This is a genomic window from Vibrio sp. B183 (genome assembly GCF_000740665.1).
GTDB lineage: Bacteria > Pseudomonadota > Gammaproteobacteria > Enterobacterales > Vibrionaceae > Vibrio > Vibrio coralliilyticus.
Genome location: NZ_JPQB01000006.1, coordinates 58700 through 71731, shown reverse-complemented (window position 1 = coordinate 71731; position 13032 = coordinate 58700). Strand labels below are relative to the sequence as shown.

At 45.8% G+C, this 13032-nt stretch carries 12 protein-coding genes; 3 read left to right on the top strand and 9 right to left on the bottom strand.

Annotated features, from left to right (window positions below; genetic code table 11):
- Positions 1–142 precede the first annotated feature (142 nt).
- The 9 genes from btuD to IX95_RS08480 all read right to left on the bottom strand — a co-directional run bounded on the left by btuD (position 143) and on the right by IX95_RS08480 (position 8622).
- Positions 143–898, bottom strand: coding sequence for a vitamin B12 ABC transporter ATP-binding protein BtuD (gene btuD / locus IX95_RS08520; RefSeq protein WP_038158730.1), 756 nt, complete (start codon positions 896–898; stop codon positions 143–145).
- On the bottom strand, positions 885–1880 hold the full coding sequence (gene btuC / locus IX95_RS08515; protein WP_038158726.1) for a vitamin B12 ABC transporter permease BtuC: 996 nt from the start codon (positions 1878–1880) through the stop codon (positions 885–887). The genes btuD and btuC overlap by 14 nt, the downstream gene beginning before the upstream one ends.
- 117 nt (positions 1881–1997) lie before the next feature.
- Positions 1998–3026, bottom strand: coding sequence for a succinylglutamate desuccinylase (locus tag IX95_RS08510; RefSeq protein WP_038158723.1), 1029 nt, complete (start codon positions 3024–3026; stop codon positions 1998–2000).
- Positions 3027–3251: 225 nt separating this feature from the next.
- Entirely contained in the window at positions 3252–5042 is a 1791-nt protein-coding gene (locus IX95_RS08505; RefSeq protein ID WP_038158721.1) for a M3 family oligoendopeptidase, read from the bottom strand.
- 3 nt (positions 5043–5045) lie between these two features.
- Positions 5046–5666 carry a histidine phosphatase family protein gene (locus IX95_RS08500; RefSeq protein ID WP_038158719.1) on the bottom strand — a complete coding sequence of 207 codons (621 nt, stop codon included), beginning with the start codon at positions 5664–5666 and terminating at the stop codon, positions 5046–5048.
- Positions 5653–6201: a bifunctional adenosylcobinamide kinase/adenosylcobinamide-phosphate guanylyltransferase gene (gene cobU / locus IX95_RS08495; RefSeq protein ID WP_038158718.1), complete on the bottom strand. Its 549-nt coding sequence runs from the start codon at positions 6199–6201 to the stop codon at positions 5653–5655. The genes IX95_RS08500 and cobU overlap by 14 nt, the downstream gene beginning before the upstream one ends.
- 4 nt (positions 6202–6205) lie before the next feature.
- The gene (locus IX95_RS08490) at positions 6206–6979 is read right to left on the bottom strand and encodes an adenosylcobinamide-GDP ribazoletransferase (RefSeq protein WP_171354705.1); all 774 of its coding nucleotides are present in this window, start codon (positions 6977–6979) and stop codon (positions 6206–6208) included.
- A complete protein-coding gene (gene cobT, locus IX95_RS08485) occupies positions 6976–8004 on the bottom strand; it encodes a nicotinate-nucleotide--dimethylbenzimidazole phosphoribosyltransferase (RefSeq protein ID WP_038158716.1) in 1029 nt (342 codons plus the stop codon). Before cobT ends, IX95_RS08490 begins: the two co-directional genes overlap by 4 nt.
- A 6-nt stretch (positions 8005–8010) precedes the next feature.
- A complete protein-coding gene (locus tag IX95_RS08480; RefSeq protein WP_038158714.1) occupies positions 8011–8622 on the bottom strand; it encodes a flavin reductase family protein in 612 nt (203 codons plus the stop codon).
- A gap of 524 nt (positions 8623–9146) precedes the next feature.
- Here IX95_RS08480 and IX95_RS08475 point away from each other — a divergent pair.
- The 3 genes from IX95_RS08475 to sbcB all read left to right on the top strand — a co-directional run bounded on the left by IX95_RS08475 (position 9147) and on the right by sbcB (position 12962).
- The gene (locus IX95_RS08475) at positions 9147–9833 is read left to right on the top strand and encodes an NAD(P)H-binding protein (protein ID WP_081885418.1); all 687 of its coding nucleotides are present in this window, start codon (positions 9147–9149) and stop codon (positions 9831–9833) included.
- A 191-nt stretch (positions 9834–10024) separates the two neighbouring features.
- A complete protein-coding gene (locus IX95_RS08470; RefSeq protein ID WP_038158712.1) occupies positions 10025–11398 on the top strand; it encodes an L-cystine transporter in 1374 nt (457 codons plus the stop codon).
- Between the two features lie 139 nt (positions 11399–11537).
- Complete coding sequence (gene sbcB, locus IX95_RS08465) at positions 11538–12962, top strand: exodeoxyribonuclease I (protein WP_038158709.1); 1425 nt, start codon at positions 11538–11540, stop codon at positions 12960–12962.
- Positions 12963–13032: the final 70 nt, after the last annotated feature.

Below are 13032 nucleotides of genomic sequence, written 5' to 3'. Positions count from 1 at the left end.
ACTTATGCCAAGTTTCTAGAAACAGTAACTTATTGATTTTTATAGGAATGGCATTTTCAGCGATTTCTGTGAGCATGAGGCGTGCTCAAATGTAGTGCATAGCGCACTAATTTGAGAATTGGGAAATGGGGCTATTGCCTGATTAATCAAAGATTAATACAGGTTCTCCGTTAAACTCCGTTCTTTGAACTCGAGTTTTGAATACTCTAGAAAGCTCACTCGGCTCGAATACCTGATCTACGGAGCCTACTTGCTGAATCACACCTTTATCCAATAATAAAGCCTTATCGGCATGTTTAAGTGTGCGATTGAGGTCATGATTAGACATCACCACAGTGATTCCCATATCAGCGACTTTACGAATCAGTTTATACAGTAGGGCTTCCTGACCAATATCCAGCGGCGCAGCAGGCTCATCCAATATAAGGAGCTTCGCATAAGGATTTAAAGACGGCCAGATTTGCAGGCATATCGCGCATAACCTCACTCGCTGCCACTCGCCGCCAGACAACTGGTGAATCGAACGATGAAGCTTATCCTCTAGCTCAAGTACATCCACCAGCTCTTTAACGGCTAGCTCCACAGCTTCATCCAAGCCTTGGACGGAGCTTGGGAGTGACAAGGAAAGATATTGCGAAACCTCAAGATTGAAAGCGGGACGATCACTCTGACTCAAAAACCCTCGATAGCTTGCAAGGCTCTCAACAGAGCTACTTTTGACGTCTAAGTCAAAAATCGCGGCGTCACCCTCAAAATCTAGCAAACCAGCTATCGCCGTCAGCAAGGTGCTTTTACCACTGCCATTTGGACCAACGACATGAAGTACTTCACCTTTCTCGACAGAGAACGAAAGCGGCAATAAACGTGAACCAACCGATAAGCTATTAACGTGAATCATGATGTTTCACCAGCATCCAGATAAAGACAGGGGCCCCGATTGTCGTAGTGACCACTCCAAGTGGTAGCTCAGCAGATTCTAGGGCGACTCGAGCAATGATATCGGCAAACACCAACAGCATCGCACCGGACAATGCGGAGATAGGCAGCAAATAACGATTCTCACTACCCAATGCAAGCCTGAGAAGATGAGGAACGATCAAGCCAATGAATCCAATCACACCACCAAGTGCAACTGCGCCGCCAACCAAAATCGAAACGGCTAAGATTAACTTCCAGCGGGCCGCTTCCACATCAACACCGAGTTGCTTAGCATGCAACTCCCCCATCATTAGCTTGTCTAGTGTCTTACCTTTCATACATAGCCAAGCAAGTACAGGGACAAGAGTCAGCGTCAATACGTGATGATACCAGCTTGCACCACCAATGCTGCCCATTAGCCAATACATTAACTGCCTTAAGCTAAGATCGTCGCTGAAATAGAATGCCCAGGTGACAATAGCGCCTGTCAAAATGCCTAACGCCACCCCGACTAACAAGAGTCTAGTAGTAGTTAAACGCATGATTTTCGCCATTGAAACAAGCAACAGAGTAAACACCAATGCGCCAATGACCGCGGCGATCATAAACCCGATGGGTGTTGCAAGCGCGGGAAGGAAAAACAACACAATAACCATCATGACACTGGCGCCACCAGAAATACCAAGCACACCGGGCTCTGCCAGAACATTGCCAAGCAAAACTTGCAGCACAGCACCTGAAACGGCCAATGAGGCACCTATAGCAATCGCGGCAAGCAACCTTGGTAAACGAAGTTGAGTAATCAGCTGCTGTTGAAGACTCGACAGCTCAGAAAAAGGAGAAATGAAGACTTCACCAACCATCAGATGCGTCGCTGAGAACAGAACAAGCGCAGATAGGATCACGATAAAGTAGCGCTTCCAGCGTTGATGCCTACGGCTTAATAATTCACTCAGTTCCATGCAGCTTAGATTGGCCTTAAACGGCTAAAGTTATAGGTACAATAAAATAATGGCTTAACGATACCGTTAAGCCATTAAAATAGAAAGCTTCTCAGATGAGTTTAGACCGTAAACGCTTTAATCGTAGACAAGTTGACCTTCTTCGTAACGCGTTTTCACCGGACACACCATGAGTGCTGCACGCTGACCAATAGCCACATGACGATTAGGGAACACAACCGCTTCTCCCTCATTTTTCGCCATGAGCGGTTTGTCACCATCATGACCAAACACTTCGCCGTGCTTAAACGAGGTAAAGTTTTCAACGTCGTCATCAAACATAAAATCAAAGTCCTCATGCAAACGCACGATAGTCCGACTGACACGATACATTACAGGGGCACGCGGCAAATGCTCAGCTTCGCTGGAAGCAATCAAATCTCGCATTGCCAGATCAAAGGCGACCAGTTTATCGAGATCATTTTCTCCAATACGAGCCACTCGCCCTAATTCAACTGTCAACGCCTGCGCTTCAAAGTTTTCGGCACTAAACCAACTGAACGTGCTGGAAGGCGCGTTAGAGAACATCACGGCATCGATATGACCACTCGCGACAAATTCCATCAACGCCTTACTGCGTACTGGGTGGCGCGTTTTCGGGCTCACGACAAAGGTGTAGTGTTTGGACAAACGGATCGCACAGTGCAGGTCTAGATGCCAGCGTTTATCAGATGGCGTGTCTTGATAAAAATCAGCGACAATACGTTTCAGGTTCTGCGCAATAGCCAGCTCTTTCGTTGGCTCATATTCTTTCTCATCAAACAAACGGTTAAGGTTCATTTCAAGAAAACGGGTATGAGCGTTCGTTGACTCAGGGTGAGCAATGATGAACAACAAACGTTCTGTAACAGGCTGGAATCCAGACTGGATATCGGAAATGATTTTATCCACTAACTCCATCGGTGCGGTTTCATTACCGTGAACACCACAGGAAAGAATGATGTGTTTGCTGTTTTCGTCCAACGTTGATGGGATGACTTCCAGAACTCCGCGTTCATGAAGCTTGAACACAGTGCCGTTCGCAACAGTAATTTCCCCTGCTGGCATCTCTTGTTCTAAGTTCAGGCTGTCAAAAAGAAAAGATTGGCGAAAGAGGTTTTTCGTCATGCGCTACTCCTTTATTGCACAGCGGGTATGTTAATGAATTGTTCAGGCAATTTATGTAGCCACGATCTCACTTATCAAGAGAAAACCCGTGCTTCATCGTAAAAAACTCAATTGCCACGCCCGATACCATTTTCCGTTCGGGATAGAATGCTTTCGCTGTACATAAAACAACCGGGCAGACTCCCTGCCCGGCTTGCTGATTATCATATCATATTTGTGGTGAATTTATTCTTGATCCAACAGAGATTCAAACTCATCAATCTTGGTTTTCACCATATCGACGCTTTGTTGCCAAAATGCTTCACTATCCAAAGCCATACCTAAGTGCTTCTGAACCACATCTTCAGCCATCATCGAACCAGTATCGCGCAGAAGGTTAACGTAATCTGAATAGAAACTCTCACCTTTCGCTTCACGTTGTGCATACACGCCTTTGCTAAACAGGTAACCAAACAAATACGGATAGTTGTAAAAACTGACTTCCGAGATAGAGAAATGCAGTTTACTCGCCCAGAAATAAGGATCCGCTTCCGTCATTGACTCGCCGTACCACTCTTTCCAAGTTTGGCTCATCAAGTCACACAATTGCTCAGCGCTGAGTTCACCTGACATCCGCTGCCGGTAAAACTCTTTTTCAAATTCGAAACGAACAGGAATATTAATCATCAAGGCATAACAACTAGAGAGTTCTTCCCACAGCATCTCGAGTTTTTCTTCACGACTCTCGACTTGTTCAAGAAGATAATCACGCACAATATTCTCAGCGAAAATAGACGCTGTTTCTGCCAGCGTCATTGGATAGCGTGTTTGGCACAGCGGCATATCCCGCATCACCCAGTTATGGAAAGCGTGCCCTAACTCGTGAGCGAGAGTCAGCAGGTCAGAACGACTTCCACCCCAAGTCATAAAGACCAATGGTGAACGTGTAGCTGCAAACTTAGTGCAATAAGCCCCGAGCCTTCTGCTGGCAGAAGGCGCGGCGTCAATCCATCCATTTTCCACCATCATGGCGACAAATTCCGCCATTTCACCATCCACCTGTGCAAAAGCCTTAGCAATGATGTCAATGCCCTCGTCAAAGCTGTAGACCTTAGGCTCGCCGTCAGTCAGGCTCGGCATACCGGCTAAGTGGTTCCAAGGTTTCATTTCATTCAGGCCATGAACCCGAGCCATGAGTAGGCCAGCTTTTTGCCCCACATGACGATTGTCTTTGGCGACTTGCATCATCGCGCTCAGCGTATCTGCTTGAATACGGCTGTCGTGGAGACTGGTATCAAGAAAGTGAACGTCTTTAAGGTGAGAGCGTTTTTGATTTTCTGTATGACGCCAACCAGCTAACGCATTTAGAATCCCAGCAAAGCTTTCTTGATGGGTCTGCATCGCTTCTTCAATGCCACGCCAAGCGGGCTCTTGATTGTCGAAATCTGTGCCATACAAAATACTGGCAGCCTGGGAGAAACCAATACGGTTCTCTTCCCCTTCTTTCAGATCCACCTGAAGTGCGCCTGTGATATTGTCGTACATTCGTCCCCAAGCATCACGGCCATCCACTTGCATGGCTGACAATAATTGCTCTTCTGCGACACTCAACTTAGTATCTGCCAGCTTTCGTGTACATTCGATCTGGAATGCCTGACCAGATACATCCCCATTTTCATGGTTCAAAACTTCAGAGATAAATTCTTGAGGCGCATTGGTTAGAGTGTCTTCATAAGGGGTAAATGCTTGCGACAACTCTGAGCTCAATTTGGCAATACGACCAATCATGGCTTTAGCATCACTGTTCATCGCATCAACCGAAGCGTGACAACTTGCAAAAGTGTTAATCGTCGCAAGCAGTTTACCTGCGGCTTCACTGGTCAGTATTGCATTTTGCATTACCGTGACCGAACTGCGCTGATCGACATTCAACCCCAGTACCTGAATACATTGCTGAACCAGCGCTACATCTTGCTCTATCTTACTGTCGTCCAATCCTTGGTAAGCAACAGACAAATTCCAGCTTGGTGCCGTCATGTTTTAATCCTTTATGTGAAGTGGTGTGCCAATAGAACACACTCGCTGATATAGACTGTCCGCTTTGGTAAGTTGAATATGAGTTAGGCTCTGATTGCCTATCTGTAAAACGGAGTAAAGTGCGGGGTTTCGCCAGTCTAAATTTAATAATGAAGCCAATATCATACGTATGGTACCACCATGGCTGATGATTAATGTGTCCTCTTCGACACTCTCTACCAGTGAGACCCATTGTCTGCTAACGCGCTGATGAAAAGCTTGCAGTGTTTCAGCTTGCGGTAACTCGACCGCCGCAGGGTCATTCCAAAATCGTTCGAGTAGTGGCCACTCTGTTTTAATAGAATCAAATGGCTTTCCATCAACCTCGCCAAAATCCATTTCTCTCAGCTCATCTTCAATCGATAAAGAAAGCTGGGAGTTCTTTGCAACCAATAAATCAGCTAAATCAGCACAACGACGAAGAGGTGAAGTGATAATATGTTCAAAACTGATTGAAGCGCCTAACAAACTTTGGCAAATCGCTTGCTGTGTGCTGTGAGCGACCAAAACATTGGTCGCTCCGTTGAGCGCCGGTTCGCCTAACGTTTTTCCATGTCGCAATAGGTAAATATTAACTGTCTTCACGCGACTTCTCTTTCAGCACCATAGGCAACCCCGCCGCAACAAACGTTACTTTATCTGCTACCTTCGCGATGGCTTGATTCATCCAACCCGTATAATCAACGAATAGGCGAGTGACTTCTCCCATTGGGATCACACCTAATCCTACTTCGTTAGAAACAACCACTAGATTAGCTTCACTTGCAGCCAGCGTTTTTACCAAACGCTCTACCCTCTCAGTTATCTGGTGTGGCTCAATAGGCTGGCCTTGATTGTAAATGACGTTATTTATCCAAAGAGTTAAACAATCAATCAACACGATATCTTGAGAAGTGAAGCGTTCGATCTGCTCTTCGAGAGCATTCGGGCACTCATGCTCTACCCACCCGCTGCCTCTGCTGATTTTATGATGAGCAATTCTTGCCGCCATTTCATCATCAAAAGCCGTTGCAGTCGCAACATAGTGACGTGTGTAAACAGAGTGGCTCTCAACGACCAGTGATTCTGCAAAACTGGATTTTCCTGATCGAGCTCCGCCCAATATCAGATGTACACTCATTCACTCACCTTAAAGACCAGCCAAGAACAATCATGTAAATCAGCAGTTCCATAATTTGCTGAGCGCCGCCTAAGCAATCCCCCGTAAAACCACCTATTCGTTTCATCAACCAGTGTTTAAACATAATACGGAAAATAACGGTTATACCGACGATCACAGCGACCAATTCAAAATCAAACCACAATAAAGGTACCAACGCCGATACTGCCAGTATGGCTAGCTCACTTTTAGATTGTTGATTCGCAAGTGGCTTACTTTTGCTGGCATCAGGGTCACTCACATAAGGCATGTCATAAATGAGCGATGCAGCCACGGCGCGGCTTAGCGTGTAAGCAGCAACGATAACCAATAAAACATTCGTCAATGATGCAAGCTCAGTTAGCAGGACATACTTACCCAGTAACGCCATCACCAGCGCGCTAGCACCATAAGTACCAATACGGCTGTCTTTCATAATGGTTAAACGCTTTTCCAGCGTCATCCCACCACCAATGCCATCTGCCATGTCCGTCAGACCATCTTCATGAAACGCGCCAGTAAGCAATAAACTGAACACCATCATGACAACAACCGCCACATTAGGGCCCAATACACTTTCAGCCAACCAATACACGGCCGCACATAATGCGCCTAAACACAGACCGACTAACGCGAAATAGCGGCCCGCTTGATTCATGCGTGATTCAGAATAAGGCGTAGACGGAGGTATTGGTAGGCGAGAAAAAAAGCCCAAAGCCAGCCAGAACAATTCAAGTTGATACTTGAGGGTACTGATCACACTGTCACTCCGGCATCTTCAAAACTTGCCATTGAGTTGTAAAACTCAGCTGCTGCACGAACCAAAGGGACAGCAAGCGCTGCGCCCGTGCCTTCACCAAGGCGCATTGACAAATCCAACAAAGGTTTGGCGCCTAATTCTTCAAGCAGAAGTTGGTGCGCCAACTCCTCTGACTTATGGGCAAAGATCATAAATTCGCGACATTCAGGTTGAATCAAACTCGCGGCATAAGCGGCCGTTGTTACAATAAAACCGTCAACAATAACCGGCGTCTTAGTTTCACAGGCAGCTAAGAAGGCCCCTACCATCTGAACGATTTCAAAACCGCCTACTTCGGATAGAACTTGGTAGACATCCAGACCTTGGCATCGTGAGACTCCTTTATCGACTAGAGCCACCTTTTTCGCTAACTGCTCAGGAGTAATTCCTGTGCCTAGACCAACACATGACTGGACATCCTGACCTGTCAAAGCTGCAACTATGGCAGCGGCACTTGAGGTATTCCCAATCCCCATTTCACCAAACATGACAAGGTTGCTGCCTTCATTGACCGTTCGCTTAACCAGCTCGCGACCAAACTCAATACCCTGTTTGACTTGCTCACTAGACATTGCTGCTTCATTGGCAAAGTTTGCAGTTCTGTCACCCAGCCTTTGCACCACAAAGTTAGGCGCTGTCGCCTCTACAGGAATCAATATTCCCGTATCAACCACCTTAAGCTCAATCTGGTTTACCCGACAAAAACAATTGATTGCCGCCCCACCAGCAAGAAAATTCAACACCATTTGTTGAGTCACCGCGCTTGGCGCGATGCTCACTCCTTCGTCCGCAATACCATGATCACCGGCAAAGACGATCGCGGTTGGCTTTACAATATCCACATTAGTGACGGCGTCACATTTTGAATTACTCTGAATCAGAGCAAGCTGATGGGCAAGTGACTCTAACTGCCCAAGAGCACCCAGTGGTTTAGTTTTTTGATTGATTCGATGCCAAATAGCATCTGAATAAGATTGATCTAACATACGACTTTATTTCGGTCTAGCGACAGTAAAGGTTTGGTCTAGGTTGGCGTATTGACTGCCACCTAAACGAGAAAGAGGATTCACTTTTAACGCTTCAACAACTAAGCGTTCTTGGTTATCTCCAATCACTTCTGGAGCAATGTATATGTCTTCAATTTGACCAAAGATTAGGCTTTGAGGTGTTTCACCAATCTCTTTAACTTCAAACAGCTTACATCCAAAAGCAATTGGGCAATCTTTGATTCGGGGTAATTCAAACCCTTCAAAATCGATGAGCTCTAGAGCAGCTAAAGCGACTTCAGATTCTCCGTGCGGCAATGTTGCCGAAGTCTGCGTCACTTGTTCCGCCAAGTCAGCATTAGCGATATGCACCACCATTCGACCTGTCTCAAGAACATTACGGGTTGTGTCTTTAATTTCTCCAGTCGGTTTTTTACCTACAGAGAACATCAACAGAGGCGGATTACTGGAGACAGGCGTGAAGTAGGAAAATGGAGCCAAGTTGTAATCAGCTTCACCAGACTCCGTCAAAACCCACGCTATTGGCCTTGGAATCACAGTTTGAGTCATTAAGTGGTATATCTGAGTGGGAGCGAGAGTGCTAGCGTCGATATTCATCTTGTTCATCCTTTTGGTATCGCGAGTCCCCTGTGAACCTCAGAGTGTAACGTGAAATCAGCCAGTTAACACCCCTATCAATCGGCGGAAAAAGACTATTCTCGTGTCATTTTTGCAATCAAATTGATACCAAAAATGAAACTTTTTCCATTTATCACCTATCTTATTAAATGGGTACAACCAAATCGAACGCTAACTTATTGAATTGTAACAACCTGAATATTAGACGGCACAAAGACTGCATTAGATACTGCCGTGATGAGGTTAACCCAACTTTGATAGTGCAAGGAGGTTTGTATGTTTGCCAATCAAAAATCAAAGAAACAGAAGCAACACAAGTCGAATCAAAAGACTCAAAAACGAGTCCCTCTCTCTCTTACTTGACCACTCCACCATCAGAATTGGCCTCGATAAACGGGGCCAAACGTAATCCAATTTTACTCGCAACCTAAAAGATTGATCACAGACTTTCTGTGTTTGTTGTTAGATGCTCTGATCGTCACGATTAGCTAAAGGTAAGAAATTTGTCTGAGTCTAGAGATCTGGTCGTTATGGTCGCCGGTGCAACAGGGTTAATAGGAACCGAGCTCATCAAACAAATGTTAGAAGAAGATCCTGTCACACGTATCTATGCGCTTAGCCGACGTGAACTCCCTTTTTTCCACCCTAAGTTGGAAGTCCTTCAAAATAAGCAGCTTCAAGTTCAAGAGTGGGACGCAGATAAGCCTTCGCCTAAATATGGATTCATCTGCCTAGGCACAACCATTAAGCAAGCAGGCTCTAAGCAAGAGCTAGAGCGTGTTGATTATGAACTGGTGTGTGATGTCGCCCAGACAATGAAAGTACTTGGTGTCACTCATCTGGCTGTCGTTTCAAGTTACGGTGCCTCCGTACGTTCTCTTTCCCACTACCTTCGCTGTAAAGGGAAGATGGAAATGGCGATTGAACGTTTGGGTTTTGAACATATCACCTTCGTTAGACCTGGACCTTTAGTGGGTTTAAGAGACACACCGCGCACTGACGAAGCCATCGTACAAGTCGTCCTAAAATCTTTGCGTCCTCTGATGTTTGGCAAACTCGCAAAACTCATACCGATCCAGGCAAGCGAAGTAGCGAAAGCAATGCAATATGGAATTCTTACAAAGACTGACCGAAAGCTTCAGACATTGGACAGTATTCAGATGCGAAACTTGATTAATAAATATCAATAATTCGATGGTTTCTGCTGACTTTTGAGCAAATTAGACTCAGCTCGCATCTTTTAATAACTTAAATACATATCAAATATCTTTTTTTCATTTCAATCATACATTTCAAATCATTATCGTTTGTTACAGAATTTAATCCTGTAATTAATTTACTCAATAAATACGTTACAAACACTCAATAAGGACTATCAATTATGTCAGTAGCGGCTATCGCTTCATTAGTGGCATTTGTCGGCATTCTTTTCTTCCTCTACGGACAGCAACGAAAAGAGAATACGCTATCCCGACTCGTACTATTGGGCTTGGTACTCGGCAGCTCATTTGGTCTAGTACTGCAGCTTGTTTTTGGCGAAGGTAACCCTGTCATCGCTCAAACCTTAGAATGGGTTAACGTCGTTGGCCGTGGCTATGTTGGCCTGCTTAAAATGGTCATCATGCCACTCGTTCTTGTTTCTATGATCGCAGCCGTCGTCAAGCTTGAGAAAGGCGGTTCACTGGGCAAGATTTCAGGCCTCACCATTTCTGTGCTACTCGCTACTACAGCGATTTCAGCAATTGTGGGCATTGTAATTACCCAAGCGTTTGGCCTATCAGCAGAAGGGCTGACAGAGGGCGCGCGTGAAACTGCTCGTATCGCAGTGCTAGAAGATCGCGTAGGTACTGTCGCTGATCTCACTATTCCACAGATGCTGGTAAGCTTTATCCCTACCAACCCATTCGCTGATCTGACAGGTTCTCGTTCTACTTCCATTATTGCTGTCGTGATCTTTGGTGTCCTGACTGGTATTGCTGCACGTAAGGTGATGGCGGAAAAGGAAGAGTTGGAAGCGCCAATTCGCACTTTTGTTGAAGCAACTCAATCTGTTGTGATGCGACTAGTGAAAATGATTATGGCGCTCACGCCATATGGTATTGCGGCGTTGATGGCGAAAGTTGTCGCGACATCCAGTGCAGGTGACATCCTGAATCTATTGGGCTTTATCGTTGCCTCTTATGTTGCAATCGCTCTAATGTTTGTGGTTCACGGTATTTTGGTGTCGTTCGTTGGTATGAGCCCGAAAGAGTACTTCCAGAAGATTTGGCCAGTACTGACATTCGCATTTACCTCACGCAGCTCAGCAGCAACTATCCCACTTAACGTGGAAGCGCAAATCAACAAGCTACGTGTGCCGCCTGCTATCGCAAACCTTTCTGCGTCATTTGGCGCAACCATAGGACAAAATGGCTGTGCGGGCATCTACCCTGCAATGTTAGCCGTAATGGTTGCCCCAACTGTGGGTATCGACCCAATGGATATCAACTTCATCCTATCCCTAGTCGCAATTATCGTAGTGAGCTCATTCGGTATCGCAGGCGTGGGTGGCGGTGCGACTTTCGCTGCGCTAATCGTGCTTCCAGCAATGGGGTTACCAGTAACCATCGCTGCGCTGCTTATTTCAATCGAACCTCTGATCGATATGGCGCGAACCGCGCTCAACGTCTCCGGCGCTATGACGGCGGGCACCATAACCAGCCGTATCCTTGGCGATAAAGTCTCAGACGAAGAGCTTGAAGCTCAACAAGCCTAAAATGACCAAGCCCTGAGTGAAAAACTCGGGGCTTTTTCTATCCGCACAATTTTCTAGCAATCAAGCGCTTCCCGTTTGCCTTGTCACGGTCTCAATGGTCTAATACCCGAGTGAATTTCAAAGACTTGGTAAAGAGATAATGCAACAAGCGCATCAACCTACGTTTTTCTTTTTTGATTATGAAACGTGGGGAACCAGCCCAGCAAAAGACAGACCGTCCCAGTTTGCGGGTGTACGCACCGACATGGATTTCAATATCATCGGTGAGCCTCTTGTTATCTACTGCCAACCGCCTTCAGATTATCTTCCATCACCCGAAGCCGCGCTTATCACTGGTATCACACCTCAGACGGCGGCAAGTAAAGGGTTACCTGAGCCGGAATTTATTGCCAAAATTCATGAGCAGTTGTCCACGCCAAACACCATCAACTTGGGTTACAACAGCATTCGATTTGATGACGAAGTGACGCGATATACCTGTTACCGAAATTTCATCGATCCGTATGCGTGGAGCTGGCAAAACGGTAACTCTCGCTGGGACTTACTTGATGTCATGCGCGCCTGTTACGCCCTTCGCCCAGAAGGTGTTAATTGGCCAGAGAATGAAGAAGGTTTTATCAGCTTTAAGCTAGAGCACTTATCCGTTGCCAATGGCATTGAGCACGAGAATGCACACGATGCGATGGCTGACGTAATAGCAACGATTGAAATGGCTAAAAAGGTGAAAGCCGCTCAGCCTAAACTCTTTGATTATTTCCTTAGCATGCGCCACAAGCGCAAACTGAACGAACTCGTCGATATCGTGAATATGACACCGCTTATGCACGTATCGGGTATGCTGGGGCGCGAATGCAATTACACTAGCTGGGTGGTTCCGGTCGCTTGGCATCCAACCAACCAGAATGCGGTGATTGTTGTCGATTTAGCGAAAGACCCTCAGCCGTTGTTGGATTTAGATGTAGAACAACTTAATGAGCGTCTCTACACCAAACATTCTGAACTTGGCCCAGACGAACTGCCTGTACCAATCAAACTTGTCCATCTCAACAAGTGCCCTATTTTGGCTCCAGCCAAAACATTAACTGCTGAGAATGCAGCTAACATAGGCATTGACAGAGAAAAATGCTTACAAAACCTTGAGCGACTAAGACAGCACCCTGAGATTAGAGAAAAACTCAATTCGCTATACAGTATCGAGAGAGAATACGAAAAGAACGATGATGTTGATACTATGCTTTACGATGGTTTCTTCTCTCCTGCGGCAAAGCAATCAATGGATATCATACGAGAAACTGAACCAAAGAATCTTTCCGCCCTTGATATCTCGTTCAGTGACGACAGAATTGCTCCGCTTCTATTCCGCTATCGCGCCAGACATTTTCCGTGGACATTGGACGAAAGTGAACAACAAAAATGGGCAGCACACAGCCGCGAATACTTCGAAAGTCGAATAGAAGACTACATGCTGAATTTGGAAAACTTAGTTCACGAGCATGAGAGTGACGAAAAAAAGATAGCTATCTTAAAATCTGTTTACCAATACGTTCAAAAGCTAGTATCTTAACAACTTATTGCCTGCACCCTATAAAACTCAGGCCTCATCAAACATTAAAAAAACACTACGTTGATCGAGG